Genomic DNA, 22,220 nt, shown 5'->3' with positions numbered 1-22,220 from the left:
TGAATTTCCCATGCGTCTTGAAGTCTTCTGTGAAGACCGTCTCGGTCTGACCCGCGAATTACTCGATCTTCTTGTTTTACGTAGCATTGATTTACGTGGCATTGAGATCGATCCTGTCGGGCGAATTTACCTCAATTTTGCCGAAATTGAATTTAATACGTTCAGTAGCCTGATGGCAGAAATACGCCGTATCGCTGGCGTTACGGATGTACGCACCATCCCCTGGATGCCGTCGGAGCGCGAGCATCTGGCATTGAGCGCATTGCTTGAAGCCATGCCAGAACCTTTCCTCTCCCTGGATTTAAAAAGTAAGGTTGAGCGTGTTAACCATGCCAGCTGTCAGCTGTTCGCGCAGAGTCAGGAAAAACTCAGCAACCACAATGCAGCACAGTTGATTCCCGGCTTTAACTTCCAGCGCTGGCTGGACAGCAACCCGCAGAACACCCACAGCGAGCATGTGGTTATCCACGGACAGAATTTCTTAATGGAGATAACGCCGGTCTATCTGAAAGGCGAGGCCGACACGCGCGTTCTGACCGGCGCCGTGATCATGCTGCGTTCTACCGTGCGCATGGGCCGTCAGCTGCAAAATATCTCCAGCCAGGATGTGGGGGCATTCAGCCAGATTATTGCCGTCAGCCCGAAAATGCGGCATGTGGTAGACCAGGCGCGCAAACTCGCGAGTCTGACCGCGCCACTGCTGATTACCGGCGATACCGGTACCGGGAAGGACCTGCTGGCGCACGCTGTGCACCTGGCCAGCCCGCGAGCGGCAAAACCGTATCTGGCCCTGAACTGCGCCTCGATTCCGGAAGATGCCGTCGAAAGCGAATTATTTGGTCACGCGCCGGAAGGTAAAAAAGGGTTCTTCGAGCAGGCTAACGGCGGTTCCGTGCTGCTGGACGAGATTGGTGAAATGTCGCCACGCATGCAGGCCAAGCTGCTGCGCTTCCTCAATGATGGCACGTTCCGCCGCGTAGGCGAGGATCATGAAGTTCATGTGGATGTGCGTGTGATTTGTGCGACGCAGAAAAACCTGGTCGAACTGGTGCAAAAAGGGGTATTCCGCGAGGATCTCTACTACCGCCTGAATGTCCTGACCCTGAATATCCCACCGCTGCGCGATTGCCCGCAGGATATCATGCCGCTGACCGAACTCTTTGTGGCGCGCTTTGCCGACGAGCAGGGGGTACCGCGTCCGAAGCTTTCAGCCGATCTCGGCACGGTGCTCATGCGCTACGGCTGGCCGGGCAACATTCGCCAGCTTAAGAACGCCGTTTACCGCGCACTGACGCAGCTGGAAGGTTATGAACTGCGCCCGCAGGATATTCTGTTACCGGATTACGATGCCGGGACGGTGTCAGTAGGTGAAGAGGCGATGGAAGGTTCACTGGATGACATTACCAGCCGTTTTGAGCGCTCCGTGCTGACGCAACTGTACCGTAGCTATCCAAGCACCCGTAAGCTGGCAAAACGCCTTGGCGTTTCACACACCGCGATTGCCAATAAGTTGCGAGAGTATGGTTTGAATCAGAAGAAGGGTGACGAATAACGGTAAAAAGCCTCTGTAAAGAGGCTTTTTTTTACTCATTCTTTTGCGATAGGGGTGCTATTAATGTCGACCTTTGTCTCTCCCTGAATCGATGCAATTCGGTTCTCCACGTCTTTCACCTGTTGCGGGTTATGGAGCAGGGTATAGGTCAGATCAAACTGTGTGCTGGCTCCCGGTTGCAGTTGCTTAACGCGTTTTTGTTCGCGCTCAATGGTGACCGGGTAGGCGTAGCTGGTACCCGGTTCAATACCGGTGACATAACCTTGCTTCAGGGTGTCGGTGTTTTTCCATAAGGTCAGCACCGGCAACTGGCGGGTATCAAACTGAATGGACGCCCCTTTATCACCGGCTTTATTCACCACGGCCGCGAGGGTTTCGTGGTTGTTATCCGCAAGCGGTTTGAGGTTAAACACCATCTCATCAAAGCCTTTCGTTGGCCCGGCATAGGTCTGCCAGTCGTTGACACCAGCTTTCGCGTAGTCATTGAATGGACTGACGCTCGCGACCGGGGCAAGGAAGCGTGCACCTTCTTCGAGGATCGGGGTACCAAAGTTGCTGTGGTAGATGATTTGATAATCATGCGGGTAATCGGCATGGTTTGTCAGGACATCATGCAAACTGAACTGGTTGGTTCCTGGGACGTAACGCAGTTCGGTCATGGTCTGCAAATCTGCTTTTTTGAACGTGCTCTCTTTGAGCAAACCGCGAATTCGAATTTCATGGGGGGCGGCGTCAGCCACCTCAACTTCTACCTGCGATACAGGCGTATTGCCCGCCTTGCCGTGAAGCGTGTAGATTTGGCCGTCAGCCGTGACCGGATGCCCCGTCCACTCATAGCCACAGCGCACCATCATCTCGTTGAAACCTTCCAGCCAGCCAAGCCCGTTGCGACTTTCCAGATTAATATATGCCGGGTTCACGACCTCTTTTACCGGGGAATCCCAGCCCATTCTGGTGCCGAAGCCTTCCACATGGAGCAGGTTCATGCCGCGAGAGGGGCTTAAGGTAATGGTCAGGCCACTTTTACTGCTGATAACAAGGATTTTGCTGCCTTCCTGTTTGCCACCGTGCAACACTTTTTGTTCAATGCTGAACGCCTGATCTTTTACCTTCAGCTCATTGCTCGTTATTTTCCAGTTTCCTTTCTCCACGCCGCTTTCAGCGCTTGTCAGCACCCAGGTTTTCGCCGCAGCATGACCCGAAATCAAAGCCGCAAGGAGCGTAATAGCCAGTTTAATTTTCATATCCTTTCCTTTTTGCTGAAACGATTATTTGCTTTCGTCAGCAAATCTAATGTTTTGACCTGAAGGGAAATGTGATGTGCTTCACTGGGGAAGAAAATATGAATATTTAAGGTCTAATATGAGAATAAGATCGCAATTAAGTTAACTTTAATACAATTAATTGCACAGTAAATGTGAACGGTGAAGGGTTTAGCTTTAACGATTCAGCTTAAAGGGAATAAAAAACCCCGCCAGTGCGAGGTTTGTCATGTGTCGTCTTCCAGAGCCTGCAAAGAGAAATAAACCCTGTTATTTCATTAGATTGCTAAGCTATATAGAATGCTAAGCATTCATTATGCTTTCAACACGTCCAGCGCGGCAGTGTAATCCGGCTCGGTGGTGATTTCGTTAACCAGTTCGCTGAACACGACGTTGTCATTTTCATCGATAACCAGTACAGCGCGCGCTGCCAGGCCTTTCAGTGGGCCTTCCGCGATGCTCACGCCGTAGTTTTCCAGGAAATCCGGGCTGCGCAGGGTGGAGAGGGTAATGACGTTGCTCAGGCCTTCAGCACCGCAGAAACGGGACTGGGCGAACGGCAGGTCGGCAGAAATACACAGCACAACAGTGTTATCCATTTCCGTCGCCAGCTGGTTGAATTTGCGCACGGATGCAGCACAGACGCCGGTGTCGATGCTTGGGAAAATGTTCAGGACTTTGCGTTTGCCAGCAAACTGAGACAGTGTGACGTCAGACAGATCTTTAGCCACCAGAGTAAAAGCCTGTGCTTTGCTGCCAGCCTGTGGAATGGAACCTGCAACAGCAACCGGGTTGCCCTGGAAATGAACGAGTTGTGACATAGATATCTTCCTGTTTACATATAGTTAACGTCGGGGCTAGTGTATGCCATCAGCGGATAACACGGCAAACCAATTTTTTCGCCTTTCCGGGCCGCAAGGAGTCAGTGATGAGAAGCGTTAAGGTCTATGAAGAAACCTGGCCATTGCATACCCCGTTTGTGATCTCCCGCGGCAGTCGAAGCGAAGCCAGTGTGGTCGTGGTGGAGATAGAAGAGGACGGCATTAAGGGCGTCGGCGAATGCACGCCGTACCCGCGCTATGGCGAAAGTCTGGCGTCGGTAATGGCACTTATCATGACACTCGTTCCCGATCTGGAAAAAGGGCTCACCCGCGAGGCGTTACAGCAGCGTATACCCGCCGGCGCGGCGCGTAATGCGATTGACTGCGCACTCTGGAGCCTGGAGGCTGCCAAACAGCAAACCTCGCTGACGACGCTGCTAGGCGTCACGTTGCCGACATCGGTTGTCACGGCGCAAACGGTGGTGATTGGCGAGCCTGAACACATGGCCGCCAGCGCAAAAGCACTCTTTGATGCCGGGGCGACGCTGTTAAAGGTGAAGCTTGACGATCGTCTGATCAGCGAGCGTATGGTCGCTATCCGCGCGGCAGTCCCGACAGCCACGTTAATTGTGGATGCGAATGAGTCATGGCATCCCGAAGGCCTTGCCGCACGATGTCAGCTGCTGGCCGACCTGGGCGTAGCCATGCTGGAACAGCCTCTGCCGGCACAGGATGATGCGGCGCTGAAGAATTTTATCCACCCGCTGCCCATCTGCGCGGATGAAAGCTGCCATACGCGCGATAGCCTGGTTGAACTGCAGGGCCGTTACGAGATGGTCAATATCAAACTCGACAAGACCGGCGGGCTAACAGAGGCGCTGTCGCTGGCAGAACAGGCGCAGGCTCAGGGGTTTTCAATCATGCTGGGATGCATGCTGTGTACATCCCGGGCGATCAACGCGGCGCTGCCGCTGGTAAATCATGTCAGTTTTGCCGATCTTGATGGCCCGACATGGCTGGCGGTTGACGTTTCACCGGCACTCACGTTTACCAGCGGCGTCCTTCATTTTTGAGGTTGCCAGCGCAGAAGCTCCACCATGGCTTTTAAATATTTTTCGCTGGCTTCATCTGACGATATCGGCGGGAATTCCGCGGTGATGCAAGGTAATCCCAGGTCGGCACACCAGCTGCCGAATGAGCCAGGGGTTTCATAGCCCACGCTGGAGACAAGCGGCAGGGCGAAAGCATTCGCCAGCCATTCGCCCAGCTCGGTGTGCCGCGGATCTTCGATGCAGGCCAGCGGATCGTGAAAGGTGACAACCCAGGCCGGGTGGATCTTATGGATTAACTGGCACAGCGCCTGTGTTTCCGGCTCCGAGCCCGGCGTGTCGCCGGTCAGTAAGACAACGTCACGCTCTTCAGCGGAGCTGTTCCAGCGATAAACCGTTTCACCGGCGCGCCAGTTTGCTGCAGGGAAATTACGGTTTAAATCGATGCCCCGCGCATTGGCGCGTAACCCAAGCTGACACCCATCCGGGTTGACGGCCAGAATCACGTGATGACGTCGTAAGCTGGGCGTCAACGTGCGCAGCGCGCACGAGAGCGTGACGACAGAAGAGTTCTCGTCGCCGTGCGTGCCGGCAATGATCAAACCGCTGTTGCGATCGGCATCGGGGGCCGGAAACCAAATCAGCGATGCGCCTAAAAATGAACGGCCATACTGCTCTGCACCTGGCGGGAAGGCGCCGCGTTCCGCTCTGGGTCGGGTGATTGCCATAGGAAATCCTGATAAAGAAGTCTCTACTGGCAGTGTTGTGCAAAACTCGCGGTTAATCAAATAGTTTCCGTATGGCGGGAAAATTGCCGGATATCAACTTTCCGGAGGAAGGTATTTGCAATTCTCATTGTCGAAACAAATAATTACGCATCTGCTTATTACCTGAATTCATAAAAGGGGATCTTATGAAGCATCCTGTTTCGCGTCTCTGTACTGCACTGTTGCTGTGCGGACTCTCTTCACTCTCGTACGCTGCTGATGTGCCACAGGGCACGGTACTGGCGCAAAAACAGGAGCTGGCCAGACACATTAAAGATGAGCCGGCTTCCCTTGATCCGGCAAAAGCCGTGGGATTACCCGAGATACAGGTCATTCGCGACCTTTTTGAAGGACTGGTTAATCAGAATGAGAAAGGTGAACTGACCCCAGGCGTGGCGACGCGCTGGCAGAGTAACGATAACCGTATCTGGACCTTCTCCTTACGTGATAACGCGAAATGGTCTGACGGTTCGCCGGTTACCGCTCAGGATTTTGTCTACAGCTGGCAGCGTCTGGTTGATCCGAAAACCACGTCTCCGTTTGCCTGGTTTGCGGCGCTGGCGGGTATCCATAACGCACAGGCGATAATTGATGGTAAAGCCGCGCCAGATACGCTGGGCGTGACGGCCGTAGATGCAAAAACCTTACGTGTGCAGCTGGATAAACCGCTGCCGTGGTTTAGCAATCTGACGGCAAACTTTGCCTTCTATCCGGTGCAAAAGGCCAATGTGGAGAGCGGAAAAGAGTGGACGCGTCCGGGGGCTCTGGTCGGAAATGGCGCCTACGTTCTGAAAGATCGCGTGGTGAATGAAAAACTGGTTGTGGTGCCGAATACACACTACTGGGATAACGCCAAAACCGTCCTGCAAAAAGTGACGTTCGTACCGATTAACCAGGAATCCTCGGCCACTAAACGCTATCTGGCGGATGATATTGATATCACCGAATCGTTCCCGAAAAACATGTATCAGAAGCTGCTCAAGGACATTCCGGGACAGGTGTATACACCGCCTCAGCTGGGCACCTATTACTATGCGTTTAATACGCAAAAAGGACCCACGGCCGATGCCCGTGTACGCCTCGCCCTGAGCATGACCATCGATCGCCGCATCATGGCGGACAAAGTGTTAGGAACCGGTGAGAAGCCCGCCTGGCATTTCACGCCAGACGTGACGGCAGGGTTTACGCCAGAAACCTCGCCGTTTGAGCAAATGTCACAGCAGGAACTTAATGCCCAGGCGAAAACGCTGCTTCAGGCCGCGGGCTATGGCCCTCAGCGCCCGCTGAAGCTGAACCTGTTGTACAACACGTCAGAAAACCATCAGAAAATCGCGATTGCGGTGGCCTCGATGTGGAAGAAAAACCTCGGCGTTGACGTCAAACTGCAGAACCAGGAGTGGAAAACCTACATCGACAGCCGTAATACCGGTAATTTCGATGTGATCCGCGCGTCATGGGTCGGGGATTACAATGAGCCATCGACCTTCCTGTCGTTATTGACCTCAACCCACAGCGGCAATATCTCGCGTTTCAACGATCCGGCGTACGATAAAATTATCCATCAGGCGACGCTCGAAAACACGGCGAAAGCCCGCAACGCAGACTACAACATGGCGGAGAAAATCCTCACGGAAAAAGCGCCAATCGCACCTATTTACCAGTACACCAACGGCCGCCTGATCAAACCATGGGTGAAAGGTTACCCCATTAATAACCCGGAAGACGTGGCTTATAGCCGGACGATGTATATTGAGAAACACTGACGAGCCGGGAACCGCCGGTCTTCGTTGTGAACGTTAAATTCAGAGCTGGCGCATTTGCGCCAGTTTTTCTTTATTGAACGAGGGATGTTTGTTCCGTGAGTCAAAGGGGAGGTAAATGATGACGGATGAAAAGAAAGAGAAAGCGTCTTTCCCGGCAGGGTTAGGGATTATGGATAAAATCTGGGAATGGCAATGGATTATCCGCTTCATCTATATTGTCCTTTTCGCCGATCTGGCGCTGCTGGTATACAGCGGGCAAGGAATGTTGACCTGGCCTGTTCAGACACTTAACTGGACCGAACATCTGGGTTTTTTCTGCGTGGCGCTCGCTGCCTTAGGTTTGATTGCCACCACCCTGATGCCTTTTATAGCCAATATCGTCAGGCTATTACTTAATGAGCTCATCTACAGCAGAATCTTCCCGGATTTCTTGCGCGCGCAGAGTGATTATCAGAAGAGGTCGGGTGAAGTTCCTTCAGGCGAAGTACTTGATTTAGCGTTGAAGGAAAACAACCAGTTCCTGCTGAATTATTATGAAAAACATAATGCAAACTGGCGCACGAAATTTCATGAGCGATTTAAAGTCGGGGATTTACTCTTTGGGATCCTGTTTTTCATGATGCTTGATGACCAACCGCAGTGGTTTAGCGACGCGCAGCATTCGCTGGTCATCGATCTGTTCAGCCACGGCGGTGAAAGCGGAACCGTCCTGTTTTATACCGTGCTTATACTCATCTTTAGTACGCTGATGAGTCTCTGGTTCGGTAAATGGGACTGGGGGAACATCTACTATCCGCCACTGTATCGTGAAAAAGAGGAAGCCCGCAGAAAAGCGCGTGAGCGGGAAGCGCAGTGGGAGCGGCAGGATCGCTAAATCGCCGGGCGACACATTATTCCCCGCGGATTGCTCCCGCCAGGCGCTGCTGGCGGGAGCAGGGCAACGTTATTCTAGCAATGCACTGAATTTCGCCAGCCATTGCGGATGCGCAGGCCAGGCGGGAGCAGTGACCAGATTACCGTCTATGTGCGCCTGATCGATACCGATATTGGCATAGTGCCCGCCGCCGAGGCGGACTTCAGGCGCACAGGCGGGATAGGCGCTACAGGTTCGTCCTTTTAATATGCCGGCAGCAGCGAGCAGTTGCGGTCCGTGGCAAACCGCAGCAATCGGTTTGCGCGCGGCGTCGAAGGCCTGCACCAGTTTCAGCACGTCATCATTTAGCCGGAGATATTCAGGGGCTCGTCCGCCCGGGATTAGCAGCGCGTCATAATCCTGCTCTTTTACGGCGGAAAAATCGGCATTGAGGATAAAACGGTGGCCCGGCTTTTCACTGTAGGTCTGGGCACCGTCGAAATCATGGATCGCCGTCATGATGTAGTCGCCACGGGATTTGTCCGGGCAGACGGCGTCCACCTGATGGCCAATCATCTGTAAAGCCTGAAAGGGCACCATTGTTTCATAATCTTCGGCGTAATCGCCGACCAACATCAGGATCTTCTTGCTCATCATTTCTCACCTTTAGGTTTAACGATGTTTAAGATATAGCCTGGCACAGCTGAATTGCCGGAAATAAAAAAAGCCCGTCAGAGAACGGGCGAAATAAGCAAATGATTTAATGATTCGTTATCAACTTGTTGGAGGATAACGTTGCGTATTTTACGCACCTCTTACCGGTGCTGATACCTGACAAATTCGGTAGGTGAAACAAGGAATTAAACATGCGTCATAGCGCATCGAAGGTGGGGTAGATACTGTTCTCAAGGTATTCCACCAGAAACCAGATCTCACCGCTGAAAATAAACCAGAAGCCGAATATAATAACGAATAAAATAATTATGGTGAGTATTATTTCTGTTTTTCCCATTGCACATCTACCCACCTGTGGTCCATTTATTCGAGAGGGGCATTGTAACGGGGCTTACGGAGATACACCAGTTTCATGCCGCCAGGACTTTATTGCGCCCATCACTTTTGGCGCGATAAAGCGCATCGTCCACACGTTTAAACAGCTCATCCATACTCTCGCCCGGATTATGTCGCGCCACGCCAATGCTGACGGTGAAACGAGGTAAACCCGGGATCGTGATGCGGGCGACCGCATCGCGCACAGTTTCGGCGATTTGCAGGGCGGTGTCGAGCGGGGTGCGCGGCAGCAGGATGACGAACTCCTCACCGCCCCAGCGGAAGACCAGGTCCTCTTTGCGGCTACAGGCTTCCAGCGTGCGCGAGAGCGAGATCAGTACCTCATCACCTTTCAGGTGGCCGAAGAGGTCGTTGATATTTTTGAAGTGATCGGTATCCACCAGCAGCAGGCTAAATTGCTGCTGCGCGGGAAGATGATGGGTATTGGCCTGGTCGGTGATGATATAGAACTGACGCCGGTTGAGCAGGCCCGTCATGGAATCACGCAGTGCCGCGTGTTCCAGCTCCTGCTCCAGCCTTTTTTGCTCGGTGATATCGTGGATAATGCACAACATCAATTTGTCACCGTAAATTTCAATCGGCCCGGCATAGGTCTGAACATGGCGGGTGGAGCCATCGGCCAGACGGTGGATAAAGTTGAGGGGCTTATGGCCGCCCGGCAACGCGGCAATTTCCGTCATTACGGGGATCACATCCCGCCCCAGGGTATTGATTTCCCAGGTATGTTTCCTGCACATTTCATCATGCGCATAACCGTAAAAAGTCAGCGCCGCCAGATTGGCATCCACAATCTGGCCATCCCGGGACGGATCGATAAGCAGCATTGGCGCGCTGTTGGTCAGGAAAAAGCGCGCGTAAAATCCCTGTTTTTTGCGCTGGTAGGTCGCGGAGCGGCTGGCCTTAAGCCCGGAGAGAACCTGCTGCGTCAGCCCTTCAAAAACAATAACATTCCCCTGGGGCACGAAATGGGCAAGCGAGAGACGGCAGCTCAGCGCGGTTTCATGTCCATCGCGCGAGATGGTCCAGATTTCGACGATCTCCTGCTCACTCTTCAGTTCAGGCACATACATCGACAGCACGTGATGCGCATTGGCGGAATAGGTACCTTTGCGTAGGTCATCCAGGGTTTTATCGCCCATGATCTGAGCGGCGGCCACATTTGCAAAAATGATCTGTTCTGAAGCAGGTGAAATGAGCCACACGGGGGTTTTAATTAAATTCAGCGCATCAAAACAATTTTGCGACATAGCGTATTCCTGTACATCGGCACCATGTGCCTGAGGATCATGACAGAATTAACGGGAGTGGACTCCTTTGAAACATACTCTACTTAACCCGGTCAGGCATGATTTTTTTGTGAAATATATGCGGGTTCCGCGTGAATTTTACCAATGGGTATAATTTGTTTGTCTGAGTTTTTTTGCAGCAGCAGCCAGGGAACCTGTTCGGCAGGTAAAGGACGGGAGAAAAGGAACCCCTGCAGGTAATCACAGCCGAGGTCCGTCAGCACCACCTGTTGTTCTTGCGTCTCGATCCCTTCTGCAACCACATTCATTTCCATGGTCCTGGCGATATTAATAATGGTTTCCACCAGCTTGCGGCTTTTTTCATTTACCAGCATCGAGTGCACAAAGCTCTTGTCGATTTTTAGCTCTTTAGCGGGCAGAACGCTCAACATCAACAGGTTGGAATAGCCGGTGCCAAAATCATCAATCGAGACGGTAATCCCGGCTTGATTGAACGCATTGAGTAATTCAATACTGCGGTCGAGATTTTTCAGTGCGGTACTTTCCGTCACCTCAAGGATAAGCCGGGAGGGCGACAGATTATATTTATGCAACATCGACGAAATGATGTGGAAGATATCCGGCTGTTCGAACTGGACGGGGGAGAGGTTAAAGGACAATGTCCACTGGCTGAAACCTTGTTCTGTCCAGAAATGAAGCTGACGGCATGCCGCTTCAATCGCCCAGTTCCCCACCGGGATGATCAGCCCCGTTTGTTCCAGCGACGGTAAAAACAGATTAGGCAGCAACACCCCTTGCTCAGGGTGCCGCCAGCGCAGAAGGGCTTCAAAACCGTGAATAGTGGTGTCTTTTGCATGCCAGGTCGGCTGATACCACAGTTCAAACTGATCGCGTTCCAGCGCCTGAGTTAACTCCTGCAGGAAGCCGGGGTTAGCCGGAATGGCCGTTGACATCTCGTTCCGGTAGACGGCCCAGCCGTTTCGTCCATCCTCTTTGACGCGATTCAGGGCCGCATCGGCTTTTAGCTTCAGCTCATGCAGCGTCTCGCCATCCTGCGGGTAGAGGCTGACCCCCGCGCTGATTGTTGTGCTCAGCGTGTGTCCACAAAGTGAAAACGGGCGGCGCATATCCTCCAGCAATGTCGTGAGCAGCGCGTTGAGTCTATCGTCGTCACACTCGGGAACCAGCAGGATAAAGGCGTCGCCGCCAAGCCTGGCGAGGGTCATCTCGCGGGTAAGGCGGGCGGTAATGCGCTGCGCGAGAGAGATTAACAACTCATCCCCGGTGTTGTGGCCCCAGGTATCGTTGATGCGTTTGAAATGATCGACGTTGAGGAAAATCACGGCGAATGGCTTCTTGCTGAGCAATGCGCTGCGCAGGCAATCCTGCATCCGAATGTCCATCTGGTGGCGATTAGCGAGACCGGTGAGCGCATCAAACCGCGCCTGCAGTTCAAGCTGACGATTAAGCTGGCGTAGGTTGTCGGTCAGTCGGTTCGTCCGCCGGTGCGAGTCGATGAGCGAAATCATTAACATACCGCCGAGCAGGCACAGTGTGGTGACAGAAACCCAGACCGATAACCCCAACTCGCTGATACCGCCGGGCAGGGTATGCGTCATTTCCTGAAAATGGGCAGCACGCATGCCGGTGTAGTGCATCGCACAGATGGCGACACCCAGCACGCAGGCCGCGAGAATACGATTGATAAACACCCCTTTGCGCATATCCCGCAGGCGAAATGCCAGCCACAGCGCCGCGCCGGAGGCCATAACGGCAATCAACACGGACACGGCAACAATGCGTCGATCCCAGAGAATATGGCTGTCCAGCATCAGTGCGGCCATACCGATAAAGTGCATACAGACCACACCAGCACTCAGGAGCACCGTGGCAACGATCAATCGAAAAGGGGAAAGGGTTTTACCCGTTACGGCAATATTGATGGCGACCGTGGATGCAACCACCGCCACGCCCAGTGAGGCGAGGGTTAACCAGAGGTTATAGCTCATTATCATCGGCATTTGCATCGACAGCATGCCGATGAAGTGCATTGACCAGATCCCGATCCCAAGCGTGACGCCTCCGGCGATACGCCAGAACATCGCCGTTTTACGGCTGGAAAGCGGGATTTTTCCGGCGCTGTCCAGGGCCACAAATGAGGCGATAAAGGCCACCAGATACGAGAGGGCTATTAACACAGGGTCCCACGATATATTGAGCATTATGCAATCCCACGCCAAAGAGGGTTACCGATTTCGCCTGCCGGGCACGTCTTTAACTGGCAACGTACATGCGCATTCAAATAATATGAGTTAGGTATCGTGCAAAACGACCGGTCATATTAAAACGGTAAGGCTGGCGGTGAATATAAAATATATTCTTTCCGGCACTTATTAAGCATTGCTAAACAAAGGCGAATAATTGCAGCAAAGCTCCTTAAATATGAGCGCGGCCATATTGTCTCATCGCAGGCGATGGTATCGCTTAAAGTGGCAGGAAACCAGTATCACAGGATGCTGCATATAACATTTTCACTAATACCCTGTTTTTGTCTGACTTAAGTTAAATCTCAGGTGGCTAACGGCGAAAGGTGAAACCAGCGTTGTTCATCAGGACAAACAACAACACGAATGCTATAAATCTTAATGCCGACCTAAATATAAAATCGTGGATATAATCATGCTAAGAAATATTAGTGTCAGAACCTTCATTGCCGGGTTCCTTTTATGTCTTTTCCTGGTTGATGCAGGTGTCGTTGTTCTATTTTCCAGCAAATCCTCTCTCTTTATTTCACTCAATATCGTTAATTTCGTTGCGCTATTTTTGCTCTGGGGCTACATGACTAAGTATCTTGTGACGCCGATCAATACGGTGAAAAAAAGTATTGAAGAAGTGACTGCAGGCAATCTTGGCGTGATTATCCCTGAATTTGGCAATAACTGTGCAGGGCGTTTAATCCCCGGGATTAACAGCCTCTCCAGCAACATCGCGACCCTGGTACGCGAGATCAGGGCCTCGTCGCAAACCGCCATGACCTTGTCCGATCAACTCTCCGCGCGTAGCGCGCAGCTTTCGGTGAAAACAGAGCAGCAGTCTGCATCGCTGGTGCAAACGGCTGCCAGCATGGAGCAGATGGCAGCAAGTACCCGAAATAATGCAGATAACACCCGACTGGCCAGCGAGCAGGCAAACAGGGCGACATTGCAGGCGCGTAAAGGTGGCGAGTTGATGGGGCAGGTGGCCACCAATATGCAATCCATTACCGAATGTGCACAGCAAATGACGGAGATTATCTCAATGATCGACGGCATTGCCTTCCAGACGAATATCCTGGCGCTAAACGCGGCCGTTGAGGCGGCCAGAGCCGGTGACCACGGAAAAGGGTTTTCGGTGGTGGCAGAAGAGGTGCGAAACCTGGCCCACCGCAGTGCGGATGCCGCCAAAAACATCAAAACGCTGATTGAAGTGACCAGCAATAACGTTACTCAGGGCGTGACCGTTGTGTCCGAAGCTGAAAAGAATATGCAAGAAATTGTGACCGGCTCCGGCAATGTCAGCCAGTTGATGGATGACATTTTCACCTCGACGTCAGAGCAGGAGAAAGGCATTTCCCAGATTACGCTGGCCTTATCTGAGCTGGAACGGGTCACGCAAAGTAACGTTACGATGGCAGAAGAACTCAACGGATCCTCTGATGTACTGCGTAATCAGGTGAGTGAACTGCAGGCGCGAACGCGTAACTTCCGGCTCGAAAAGGGATATCAGGCTGAATCCACGCCTTCTCATGCTGGCCCGCTGTCATTCCACTCGCGTCCCGGTCACTCCCTCTGATGCACGAAAAGAGCCCGGTTAACCGGGCTCTTTTATCCCGGCTTCTCGCCGCTGAATTACCCTCCTGTGCGGTCTGAAAAGGCTCCTGGCGGAATACGGTTATTTCCTGAGCGAATTCAGCGCGATGCGAAACATAGTTGTTGCTTAACCCCTGATGAAAGCTAGACTGACAACGAAAGAGCTGAAAAGGGGGAGGCGCGGTGGAGAGTATAAAAGGATCAGAACTAAACGTTCCTGATGCAGTTTTTGCCTGGGTGCTGGATGGTCGTGGCGGTGCCCGACCGCTGGAAGACAACGATGTCATTGATAATGAGCATCCCTGCTGGCTACACCTTAACTATACCCATCCGGACAGTGCCGACTGGCTGGCCACGACGCCGCTCCTGCCGAACAACGTGCGTGATGCGCTGGCGGGTGAAAGCCTGCGGCCACGTGTGAGCAGAATGGGGGACGGCACGCTCATCACTTTGCGTTGCATTAACGGCAGCACCGATGAACGTCCTGACCAGCTGGTCGCGATGCGTGTTTATATGGACGATGGTCTGATTGTCTCCACCCGTCAGCGTAAAGTTCTGGCGCTGGATGATATCGTGAACGATCTGAAAGAGGGCACCGGACCGACCGATTGCGGAAGCTGGCTGGTGGACGTCTGCGACGCGCTGACTGACCATGCGAGTGAGTTTATCGAAGAGCTGCACGATAAAATCATCGACCTCGAAGATAACCTGCTCGATCAGCAGATCCCGCCGCGCGGTTTTCTGGCGCTCCTGCGTAAGCAGTTAATTGTCATGCGCCGCTATATGACGCCGCAGCGGGACGTATACGCGCGTCTGTCCAGCGAAAGGCTCAACTGGATGAATGACGATCAGCGACGCCGAATGCAGGATATTGCCGACAGGCTGGGCCGCGGACTTGATGAAATCGATTCCTGTATTGCCCGCACGGGCGTCATGGCGGATGAGATCGCGCAGGTGATGCAGGAGTCGCTGGCAAGAAGAACCTATACGATGTCGCTGATGGCAATGGTCTTTCTGCCGAGCACATTCCTGACGGGATTGTTTGGCGTGAACCTGGGCGGAATTCCCGGCGGCGCGGCCCATTATGGCTTTACCGCATTTTGCGTCATGTTAGTTGTTTTGATCGGTGGTGTTGCATGGTGGTTGCATCGTAGTAAATGGCTGTAAATTTACGCTTTTTTCAGCTTTTACGGAGATCAAAACGCTCTTTTAATTGAGCGAAGTCAATAAACAATGACCCCGTAAGGTGCAATATTACTCCCGCAGGTGAATGCAACGTCAAGCGATGGGCGTTGCGCTCCATATTGTCTTACTTCCTTTTTTGAATTACTGCATAGCACAATTGATTCGTACGACGCCGACTTAACTAGTCGGCTTTTTTTTGCCTCCTGTTCCCCAGCGTCTACCCTAAAAGGGACGTCAGTAAAACCTGGAGGGAATGATGAGCATCTTACTCGCTCTGCAACTGCAGTATTCACGTCAGTCCGATCCGATCCCCACCGATCCGACACCGATGCCCGATCCTGTTCCGCGTCCGCAACCCATGCCTGACCCGCCGCCCGATGAAGAACCGATTAAATTGTCGCATCGAACCCCGAGATCTGCGAGGATACGCGCCATCTGACCGCAAAGATGACCACGAGAGACTATTGTGACCGCTTTTTCAACCCTGAATGTACTGCCCGCCGCCCAACTCGATAACCTCAACGAGTTGGGATACCTCACCATGACGCCTGTTCAGGCGGCCGCATTGCCCGCCATTCTTGAGGGGCGTGATGTACGCGTTCAGGCTAAAACAGGGAGCGGAAAAACGGCGGCTTTCGGTCTGGGTCTGCTACAGCATATTGATGCTGCGCTGTTTCAGACGCAGTCTCTGGTGCTGTGCCCAACCCGCGAACTGGCGGACCAGGTCGCGGGCGAGCTGCGTCGTCTGGCGCGATTCCTGCCTAACACCAAGATTTTAACCCTCTGTGGCGGACAACCGTTTGGCGCGCAGCGTGATTCGCTTCAGCATCCACCTCACATCATTGTGGCGACGCCTGGCCGACTGCTCGACCACCTGCAAAAAGGTACGGTCTCGCTGGATGCATTACACACGCTGGTCATGGATGAGGCAGACCGGATGCTGGATATGGGCTTCAGCGATGCTATCGATGAAGTGATCCGTTTCGCGCCTGCAGACCGTCAGACGCTGTTATTTTCGGCGACCTGGCCTGAAGCGATCGCCGCAATCAGTGGCCGCGTGCAGAAAAATCCGCTCACCATCGAAATTGACAGTGTTGATGCGCTGCCTGCTATCGAGCAGCAGTTTTATGAAACGTCCCAGCATGGAAAAATCGCGCTCCTGCAGAAGGTGCTCAGTCAGCATCAGCCCGCTTCCTGCGTGGTGTTCTGTAACACCAAAAAAGATTGTCAGGCGGTCTGTGACGCCCTGAACGCCGCAGGGCAGAGCGCGTTATCGTTGCATGGCGATCTGGAACAGCGCGATCGCGATCAGACGCTGGTCCGTTTCGCCAACGGCAGCGCCCGCGTGCTGGTTGCCACCGACGTGGCGGCGCGCGGTCTGGATATTAAATCGCTTGAGCTGGTCGTGAACTACGAGCTGGCATGGGATCCTGAAGTACACGTTCACCGTATCGGCCGTACTGCGCGTGCCGGAAACAGCGGTCTGGCCATCAGCTTCTGCGCACCGGAAGAGGCGCAGCGCGCCAATATTCTGTCTGAAATGCTGCAGATTAAGCTTAACTGGGTGAATGCACCGGGCAACGTCAGTCTCGTTCCGCTGGAAGCAGAAATGGCAACGCTGTGTATTGATGGCGGTAAAAAAGCCAAGATGCGTCCGGGTGATGTGCTCGGTGCGCTGACCGGAGACGTGGGGCTGGATGGGGCGGATATCGGCAAGATTGCGGTACATCCTGCACATGTTTATGTTGCTGTTCGCCAGTCGGTTGCCCATAAGACCTGGAAACAGCTGCAGAACGGGAAAATCAAGGGTAAAACCTGTCGCGTTCGTCTGCTGAAATAAGATTTAAACGCGTCTCAGACCACCGTCTGAGACGCGTTTGCGTTATTTCACTTCCACGACATTCAGGCGCAGTTCTTCAAACTGATTGTCATCTTCTTCTGGCTGCCAGCCAGCAGGTTTCATGGGGATCTCTTCCCGGTCAAACGCCAGATCGCCGCCATTCACCACTTCCGACTCATGGTTGATACCTTTGAAATCGAAAAGCTCAACGTCCGCGAGGTGAGAAGGCACTACGTTCTGCATCGCGCTGAACATGGTTTCGATACGGCCCGGGTAGCGTTTGTCCCAGTCACGCAGCATGTCACCAATCACCTGACGCTGCAGGTTCGGCTGAGAGCCGCACAGGTTACATGGAATGATCGGGAACCCTTTGGCCTGAGAGAACCGCTCGATATCTTTCTCGCGGCAGTAGGCAAGCGGGCGGATCACAATGTGTTTGCCGTCATCGCTCATCAGTTTTGGCGGCATGCCTTTCATCTTGCCGCCATAGAACATATTCAGGAACAGCGTCTGCAGGATATCGTCGCGGTGATGGCCGAGTGCGATTTTGGTTGCACCCAGTTCTGTCGCGGTACGGTACAGGATGCCGCGGCGAAGACGAGAGCAGAGTGAGCAGGTGGTTTTGCCTTCCGGGATCTTCTCTTTCACAATCCCGTAGGTATTTTCTTCTACGATTTTGTACTCAACGCCCAGTTTTTCGAGGTATTCCGGCAGAATGTGTTCCGGGAAACCAGGCTGCTTTTGATCGAGGTTAACCGCCACCAGGGAAAACTTCACCGGCGCGCTTTGCTGAAGATTACGCAGGATCTCCAGCATGGTGTAACTGTCTTTACCCCCTGACAGGCAGACCATAATGCGGTCGCCTTCTTCAATCATATTGAAGTCTGCAATGGCTTCACCAACGTTACGTCGCAGACGCTTTTGCAGTTTATTCAGGTTGTATTGCTCTTTCTTATTAATATCTTGATTTTGTTGCATTTAATCTGTACTCAAATTTCAAATGGGGCACCAGTGGGGCAAACGGTTTAGAGGGGCAGCTTCTTTCCGCATTGCCCTCTCTTTGCTGTTCATCTCTTCACTCTATGAAGCTTATATTTCAAACACCCTCTGCGCATTTTAGTGCCCCATCTGACTGGCAATAAAAGACGGGTCAGCGCCTGCGGTTAACCACCAGCATGCGAAAGTGTGCCGTGTATGGTACGGATTGTTGCGCCGAATGCCAGCACGTTTTACAGGATTTTGAATTGTGGACGGCAGCAACCTTGCTTTGTGATATCGCGTATAATGCGGCTTCGACATACTCTGAACATTCCAGTGGCTTGTGCTATGACCCTCAATCGCTTTTGTTATTTGCTTCTGTTGATCGCCGCAATCGGAAGTCTATTCACCTCGCATCCGTTTATCCTGTGGCTCCTGTTTATCAACGTACTGACGTTAGCGATGTATGGCGCCGACAAAATGGCGGCGCGAAGGGCCATGCGCAGAGTGCCGGAAGCCACACTGCTGGTGTTTGGCCTTATCGGCGGATGGCCCGGGGCGATTATAGGTCAGCAACTGTTTCGCCATAAAACGCAAAAGCAACCCTTCAAAACCTACTTCATTGTCAGTGTCATCGTCAGTATTTCAGCGATGGTGGCGGTGTACCAACTCTTTCCTGTTTTAACGTACTGAGTGTGTACAAACGGAATGCAATAACGCGCTGACCACGGTAGATAACTAAAAACGACTGCCAATAGTAGTAGGAATATTCTTGAGGTGTTGCTGTTTTTTGCACGATCTGAATAATGTGTGCAACGACACGGATGAAAACATCTCATGAAAATTCAAACTATTACACTGGCAATGCTGGTGGTCGTTTCTGCGCCTTCGAGGTCAGCTTTTCAGGAGCGGGAATATAATACCTGGTATATAAAAAATGCTGTTCTTTACGATATGACCCAGACTTCAGACGGTTTCCCGGTCATGTTGAGCATCTCTCAGCCTGAGCGGAAATCAGCAAATTTGCTGGTCTCCTATATCACCGAAGGGCGCTGTGGCGGGACCCGACAAGAACTTAACGTGAATGGCAAAGTGCTTCCGGCCACGTATTATTGTGTTCAGGTCGGGCAGAACCGGATAGAGCATTTTTCGGTGAAAGATGCACAGAGCGTTAACGGCATGGTTAACCATCTGAAATCGGATTTTACCTTACTTCTTCAAAACGACATCAAGGTCTGGGCCGCGAACATTAATGCGCCCAAATACGGCCTCGCGCCGCGATTCTGACACGTACACCTCGACCTCATCGTCTGTTAGCGGAGGGGTTACGCCCTGTATCACAGCATAAATAGCATCCGTGACAACGCCACGTTTTACCACAATCCTGCTACGCTTTTTGTGTTGTACAAGGGAGCACAAACATGAAGAACAAAGATGAACAAACGGGATTAGTGGGACTGGCAATTGGTGCCGCCGTTATCGGTCTTGTTTCAGCACAGCAACCCATCCATCGCGACAGTATTGTGAGTGAACTGGTCAGACTCGGCAGACAGAAAGGCGATGGCGTTGAAGATGAGGTTTTCGTTAAGGCTGCCGAGCTCGTGAGAAAGGGGGTGTAACCGATGGCTGATATTCGTCATGCACAGTGCCATTGTGGCGCGGTGGCGTTTACCGTTGAACTTTCAGACGGATTAAATACCGCCCGGCGCTGCAGCTGCTCTTTTTGCCGGATGCGGGGCGCCGTGGTGGTCTCGGCACCGCTGTCAGGCATTACCGTAACAAAAGGGGCGGATAAGCTCACGGAATATCGTTTTAACACAGGAACAGCCCGCCATTTCTTCTGCTCGGTCTGCGGGATTTATACCTTCCATCAGCGGCGTTCAAATCCCAACGAATACGGCGTGAATGTGGCCTGTTTTGAAAATGTGACCCCCTTTGATTTTGCCGAAGTGACGGTGATGGACGGCGTTAATCATCCCGCGGATGGCGACAGCGGGGTTTTCGGCTACCTCTCTTTTCGTCAAAAAGAAGCATAACTGCCGCCTGGCCAGATTTTAACAATGCGGCCTATAGTGGGGAGTGGGTATCCGAAATAGGAGAGAAATATGCTGTATGTTGAGAAAGACGATCCGCGTGAGGCGCCTGAGTCAGGTGATAAAAAGCCTCAGCCGGTCAAAAAATAGTCCGTTGATACGTTTCCCGCCACCGGCCCTGCTGGTGGCGTATTGTTTGGGGGAAACCTTAACTGCCATCCAGATGGTTCAACAGCGCGCCGAGATGCCCAACGACACCACCAAAATCAAAAATTAACGCCATCCATATAATCGCCAGAAGGGTAAGTACGGCAACTGATACACGACCAAACAATGCAGTTATCCTTAATGAAGCAAAGTCTATAAGGTGAGTGTACACGGGTTTCTTTAAACTTACCCTTAACGACATCGTCATAAATTTTCCTTTTGAGATGATTCACACATTCACTGAGCCGACAGGCGCGAAGAGAGGGAAATATGATGGGAGAGAAGAGGAGGGCTGGCTTCAGGCGTCGCAACGAAAATAACGAGCCCGCATCACGATGCGGGCTCTTGGGATCAGAACTGGTAAACCAGACCTAATGCAACGACATCATCCGTGCTAATGCCGTTATTTTTGTAGAAACTGTCATCTTCATCCAACAGGTTGATTTTATAATCAACGTAGGTGGACATGTTTTTGTTGAAGTAGTAGGTTGCGCCTACGTCAGCATATTTAACCAGATCCTGATCGCCCTGACCGTTGGCCAGGTCTTTACCTTTAGACTGCAGATAAGAAATTGCCGGGCGCAGGCCGAAGTCGAACTGATATTGCGCGGTCACTTCAACGTTTTGCGTTTTATTGGCCACGGCATCCGTATTATCGCCATAAGGGGTCATATTGCGGGTTTCAGAATACATTGCCGCCAGATAAATATTGTTGGCGTCATATTTCAGGCCTGCAGTCCAGGCATCCGCTTTATCGCCACCGGCAGTGGTATTCATCACCTGTTCGTTGGTACGGTCAGAAGAGGTATAGGCAGCACCCGCGCTGATACCCATGCCAAAGTCATAGGTGGTGGAGATACCGAAGCCGTCACCGTTCTCATGGCGCGTGTCGCGACCATTGTTGGTGCCTTCCTGGTTGTTGCTGGCATCTTCGTTCTTACCCTGATACTGCAGGGCAAAGTTCAGACCCTGTACCAGACCATAGAAGTCAGTGTTACGGTAGGTTGCGACCCCGTTGGCACGGCCAGTCATAAAGTTGTCTGCATTGGTGTAAGAGTCACCACCGAATTCAGGCAACATATCGGTCCAGCCTTCCACGTCGTACAGAACGCCGTAGTTACGACCGTAATCGAAGGAGCCATAGTCACCGACTTTAATACCGGCGAAGGCCAGACGCGTCCATGACTGGTTATCGGACCCTTCAGTGTTATTGGCCTGGATGTTGTATTCCCACTGGGCGTAACCGGTCATCATGTTGTTGATCTGGGTTTCACCCTTGAAGCCCAGACGCATATAAGTTTGATCGCCATCTTTAGAGGCATCGTCGGAGAAGTAATGCAGACCATCTACTTTTCCGTACAGATCTAATTTATTGCCGTCTTTATTATAAATTTCTGCAGCATGCGCAGTGCCAGCCATTAACAGCGCTGGAATCATCAGGGCCAGTACTTTTCTTTGCATTTTGGAATTCCTTTGCAGTTGTTTTTATTTAATTACGTATTGAACTTTCCGCACGAGAAAGCTGTCTCATGCTAAATCACTCCTGACCAAGAACAATAAAATATAATTGTTACGAGTTAAGTTAATTCTTAACTGGATTATGCGGCGGAAATAGTCATTGGTTTTATGAATGATTTAAAGCTAATCATATTAAATAAAAATTATTAATTGCCCATTAAATCAGATAATCTCAGCGGCGTTATATGCCTTTAAGATTTTTCATCCATAATTTATGTGAATGTCA

General features: G+C 52.1%; 23 protein-coding genes and 1 pseudogene. 13 read left to right on the top strand and 11 right to left on the bottom strand.

Features of this window, described 5'->3' with window-relative positions:
• Positions 1-10: 10 nt before the first annotated feature.
• On the top strand, positions 11-1,552 hold the full coding sequence (gene tyrR, locus QRN24_RS05165) for a transcriptional regulator TyrR (RefSeq protein WP_014170325.1): 1,542 nt from the start codon (positions 11-13) through the stop codon (positions 1,550-1,552).
• 35 nt (positions 1,553-1,587) lie between these two features.
• Here tyrR and QRN24_RS05160 read toward each other — a convergent pair whose 3' ends face one another.
• Together QRN24_RS05160 and tpx are read right to left on the bottom strand one after the other, a co-directional pair.
• On the bottom strand, positions 1,588-2,796 hold the full coding sequence (locus QRN24_RS05160; RefSeq protein ID WP_284942440.1) for an aldose 1-epimerase family protein: 1,209 nt from the start codon (positions 2,794-2,796) through the stop codon (positions 1,588-1,590).
• 332 nt (positions 2,797-3,128) lie between these two features.
• Positions 3,129-3,635 (bottom strand): thiol peroxidase, encoded by a 507-nt coding sequence (gene tpx / locus QRN24_RS05155; protein ID WP_014170323.1) that lies wholly within the window; start codon positions 3,633-3,635, stop codon positions 3,129-3,131.
• A 107-nt stretch (positions 3,636-3,742) separates the two neighbouring features.
• On the opposite strand from tpx, the gene ycjG reads away from it, so the two are divergent.
• Positions 3,743-4,708 carry an L-Ala-D/L-Glu epimerase gene (gene ycjG, locus QRN24_RS05150; RefSeq protein WP_284942439.1) on the top strand — a complete coding sequence of 322 codons (966 nt, stop codon included), beginning with the start codon at positions 3,743-3,745 and terminating at the stop codon, positions 4,706-4,708.
• Here ycjG and mpaA read toward each other — a convergent pair.
• On the bottom strand, positions 4,699-5,412 hold the full coding sequence (gene mpaA, locus QRN24_RS05145) for a murein tripeptide amidase MpaA (RefSeq protein ID WP_020882474.1): 714 nt from the start codon (positions 5,410-5,412) through the stop codon (positions 4,699-4,701). The genes ycjG and mpaA overlap by 10 nt on opposite strands.
• A gap of 185 nt (positions 5,413-5,597) precedes the next feature.
• On the opposite strand from mpaA, the gene QRN24_RS05140 reads away from it, so the two are divergent.
• Positions 5,598-7,214 carry a peptide ABC transporter substrate-binding protein gene (locus QRN24_RS05140; RefSeq protein ID WP_086532461.1) on the top strand — a complete coding sequence of 539 codons (1,617 nt, stop codon included), beginning with the start codon at positions 5,598-5,600 and terminating at the stop codon, positions 7,212-7,214.
• 115 nt (positions 7,215-7,329) lie between these two features.
• Positions 7,330-8,088, top strand: coding sequence for a hypothetical protein (locus tag QRN24_RS05135; RefSeq protein ID WP_284942438.1), 759 nt, complete (start codon positions 7,330-7,332; stop codon positions 8,086-8,088).
• A 69-nt stretch (positions 8,089-8,157) separates the two neighbouring features.
• On the opposite strand, the gene QRN24_RS05130 is transcribed toward QRN24_RS05135, so the two are convergent.
• The 4 genes from QRN24_RS05130 to QRN24_RS05115 form a co-directional block, all read right to left on the bottom strand.
• Entirely contained in the window at positions 8,158-8,721 is a 564-nt protein-coding gene (locus QRN24_RS05130; RefSeq protein ID WP_284942437.1) for a DJ-1/PfpI family protein, read from the bottom strand.
• A gap of 217 nt (positions 8,722-8,938) precedes the next feature.
• A complete protein-coding gene (locus tag QRN24_RS05125) occupies positions 8,939-9,079 on the bottom strand; it encodes an Ecr family regulatory small membrane protein (RefSeq protein WP_020882478.1) in 141 nt (46 codons plus the stop codon).
• 73 nt (positions 9,080-9,152) lie between these two features.
• Entirely contained in the window at positions 9,153-10,385 is a 1,233-nt protein-coding gene (locus tag QRN24_RS05120) for a sensor domain-containing diguanylate cyclase (protein WP_014170316.1), read from the bottom strand.
• 92 nt (positions 10,386-10,477) lie between these two features.
• Complete coding sequence (locus QRN24_RS05115; RefSeq protein ID WP_083599681.1) at positions 10,478-12,607, bottom strand: putative bifunctional diguanylate cyclase/phosphodiesterase; 2,130 nt, start codon at positions 12,605-12,607, stop codon at positions 10,478-10,480.
• Positions 12,608-13,064: 457 nt separating this feature from the next.
• On the opposite strand from QRN24_RS05115, the gene QRN24_RS05110 reads away from it, so the two are divergent.
• From QRN24_RS05110 to dbpA, 4 genes are all read left to right on the top strand, one after another.
• Positions 13,065-14,216, top strand: a complete 1,152-nt coding sequence (locus tag QRN24_RS05110) for a methyl-accepting chemotaxis protein (RefSeq protein WP_284942436.1) — start codon at positions 13,065-13,067, stop codon at positions 14,214-14,216.
• Between the two features lie 200 nt (positions 14,217-14,416).
• Positions 14,417-15,400 (top strand): zinc transporter ZntB, encoded by a 984-nt coding sequence (gene zntB, locus QRN24_RS05105; protein ID WP_014170313.1) that lies wholly within the window; start codon positions 14,417-14,419, stop codon positions 15,398-15,400.
• Between the two features lie 274 nt (positions 15,401-15,674).
• Positions 15,675-15,857 (top strand): proline-rich small protein YnaL, encoded by a 183-nt coding sequence (ynaL, locus tag QRN24_RS22795; RefSeq protein WP_020882481.1) that lies wholly within the window; start codon positions 15,675-15,677, stop codon positions 15,855-15,857.
• 27 nt (positions 15,858-15,884) lie between these two features.
• Positions 15,885-17,258, top strand: coding sequence for an ATP-dependent RNA helicase DbpA (gene dbpA / locus QRN24_RS05100; RefSeq protein ID WP_284942435.1), 1,374 nt, complete (start codon positions 15,885-15,887; stop codon positions 17,256-17,258).
• Positions 17,259-17,300: 42 nt separating this feature from the next.
• Here the strand turns inward: dbpA and ttcA are convergent, their stop codons facing one another.
• Positions 17,301-18,236, bottom strand: coding sequence for a tRNA 2-thiocytidine(32) synthetase TtcA (ttcA, locus tag QRN24_RS05095; RefSeq protein ID WP_284942434.1), 936 nt, complete (start codon positions 18,234-18,236; stop codon positions 17,301-17,303).
• Between the two features lie 141 nt (positions 18,237-18,377).
• Positions 18,378-18,494: pseudogene (locus QRN24_RS05090) on the bottom strand (hypothetical protein); the annotation flags it as partial.
• 90 nt (positions 18,495-18,584) lie between these two features.
• On the opposite strand from QRN24_RS05090, the gene QRN24_RS05085 reads away from it, so the two are divergent.
• From QRN24_RS05085 to QRN24_RS05065, 5 genes are all read left to right on the top strand, one after another.
• Positions 18,585-18,929: a DUF1294 domain-containing protein gene (locus tag QRN24_RS05085; RefSeq protein WP_284942433.1), complete on the top strand. Its 345-nt coding sequence runs from the start codon at positions 18,585-18,587 to the stop codon at positions 18,927-18,929.
• A 144-nt stretch (positions 18,930-19,073) separates the two neighbouring features.
• Positions 19,074-19,523 (top strand): hypothetical protein, encoded by a 450-nt coding sequence (locus tag QRN24_RS05080; RefSeq protein WP_020884006.1) that lies wholly within the window; start codon positions 19,074-19,076, stop codon positions 19,521-19,523.
• Positions 19,524-19,657: 134 nt separating this feature from the next.
• Positions 19,658-19,855 (top strand): hypothetical protein, encoded by a 198-nt coding sequence (locus QRN24_RS05075; RefSeq protein WP_014170281.1) that lies wholly within the window; start codon positions 19,658-19,660, stop codon positions 19,853-19,855.
• 3 nt (positions 19,856-19,858) lie between these two features.
• Positions 19,859-20,272 (top strand): GFA family protein, encoded by a 414-nt coding sequence (locus QRN24_RS05070; RefSeq protein WP_047356426.1) that lies wholly within the window; start codon positions 19,859-19,861, stop codon positions 20,270-20,272.
• A 69-nt stretch (positions 20,273-20,341) separates the two neighbouring features.
• Positions 20,342-20,419, top strand: coding sequence for a hypothetical protein (locus QRN24_RS05065; RefSeq protein ID WP_223263916.1), 78 nt, complete (start codon positions 20,342-20,344; stop codon positions 20,417-20,419).
• Between the two features lie 58 nt (positions 20,420-20,477).
• Here QRN24_RS05065 and QRN24_RS05060 read toward each other — a convergent pair whose 3' ends face one another.
• Together QRN24_RS05060 and ompC are read right to left on the bottom strand one after the other, a co-directional pair.
• Positions 20,478-20,684, bottom strand: coding sequence for a hypothetical protein (locus QRN24_RS05060; RefSeq protein ID WP_032678257.1), 207 nt, complete (start codon positions 20,682-20,684; stop codon positions 20,478-20,480).
• 143 nt (positions 20,685-20,827) lie between these two features.
• Complete coding sequence (gene ompC, locus QRN24_RS05055; protein ID WP_284942432.1) at positions 20,828-21,937, bottom strand: porin OmpC; 1,110 nt, start codon at positions 21,935-21,937, stop codon at positions 20,828-20,830.
• Positions 21,938-22,220 lie beyond the last annotated feature (283 nt).

This window comes from Enterobacter sp. MEB024, from assembly GCF_030209635.1.
In the GTDB taxonomy this organism is placed as follows: Bacteria; Pseudomonadota; Gammaproteobacteria; order Enterobacterales; family Enterobacteriaceae; genus Enterobacter; species Enterobacter ludwigii.
This window is presented reverse-complemented; position numbering and strand designations above follow the sequence as displayed.

Bases quoted from the DNA above. Each gene is read 5' to 3' on its own strand.
- tpx (WP_014170323.1), bottom strand. From the start codon at position 3,635: ATGTCACAACTCGTTCATTTCCAGGGCAACCCGGTTGCTGTTGCAGGT.
- ynaL (WP_020882481.1), top strand. From the start codon at position 15,675: ATGAGCATCTTACTCGCTCTGCAACTGCAGTATTCACGTCAGTCCGAT.
- mpaA (WP_020882474.1), bottom strand. From the start codon at position 5,412: ATGGCAATCACCCGACCCAGAGCGGAACGCGGCGCCTTCCCGCCAGGT.
- QRN24_RS05110 (WP_284942436.1), top strand. From the start codon at position 13,065: ATGCTAAGAAATATTAGTGTCAGAACCTTCATTGCCGGGTTCCTTTTA.
- tyrR (WP_014170325.1), top strand. From the start codon at position 11: ATGCGTCTTGAAGTCTTCTGTGAAGACCGTCTCGGTCTGACCCGCGAA.
- QRN24_RS05070 (WP_047356426.1), top strand. From the start codon at position 19,859: ATGGCTGATATTCGTCATGCACAGTGCCATTGTGGCGCGGTGGCGTTT.
- QRN24_RS05085 (WP_284942433.1), top strand. From the start codon at position 18,585: ATGACCCTCAATCGCTTTTGTTATTTGCTTCTGTTGATCGCCGCAATC.
- ycjG (WP_284942439.1), top strand. From the start codon at position 3,743: ATGAGAAGCGTTAAGGTCTATGAAGAAACCTGGCCATTGCATACCCCG.
- QRN24_RS05060 (WP_032678257.1), bottom strand. From the start codon at position 20,684: ATGACGATGTCGTTAAGGGTAAGTTTAAAGAAACCCGTGTACACTCAC.
- QRN24_RS05080 (WP_020884006.1), top strand. From the start codon at position 19,074: ATGAAAATTCAAACTATTACACTGGCAATGCTGGTGGTCGTTTCTGCG.
- QRN24_RS05115 (WP_083599681.1), bottom strand. From the start codon at position 12,607: ATGCTCAATATATCGTGGGACCCTGTGTTAATAGCCCTCTCGTATCTG.
- QRN24_RS05140 (WP_086532461.1), top strand. From the start codon at position 5,598: ATGAAGCATCCTGTTTCGCGTCTCTGTACTGCACTGTTGCTGTGCGGA.
- QRN24_RS05125 (WP_020882478.1), bottom strand. From the start codon at position 9,079: ATGGGAAAAACAGAAATAATACTCACCATAATTATTTTATTCGTTATT.
- QRN24_RS05160 (WP_284942440.1), bottom strand. From the start codon at position 2,796: ATGAAAATTAAACTGGCTATTACGCTCCTTGCGGCTTTGATTTCGGGT.
- ttcA (WP_284942434.1), bottom strand. From the start codon at position 18,236: ATGCAACAAAATCAAGATATTAATAAGAAAGAGCAATACAACCTGAAT.
- QRN24_RS05130 (WP_284942437.1), bottom strand. From the start codon at position 8,721: ATGAGCAAGAAGATCCTGATGTTGGTCGGCGATTACGCCGAAGATTAT.
- QRN24_RS05120 (WP_014170316.1), bottom strand. From the start codon at position 10,385: ATGTCGCAAAATTGTTTTGATGCGCTGAATTTAATTAAAACCCCCGTG.
- QRN24_RS05075 (WP_014170281.1), top strand. From the start codon at position 19,658: ATGAAGAACAAAGATGAACAAACGGGATTAGTGGGACTGGCAATTGGT.
- QRN24_RS05065 (WP_223263916.1), top strand. From the start codon at position 20,342: ATGCTGTATGTTGAGAAAGACGATCCGCGTGAGGCGCCTGAGTCAGGT.
- QRN24_RS05135 (WP_284942438.1), top strand. From the start codon at position 7,330: ATGATGACGGATGAAAAGAAAGAGAAAGCGTCTTTCCCGGCAGGGTTA.
- ompC (WP_284942432.1), bottom strand. From the start codon at position 21,937: ATGCAAAGAAAAGTACTGGCCCTGATGATTCCAGCGCTGTTAATGGCT.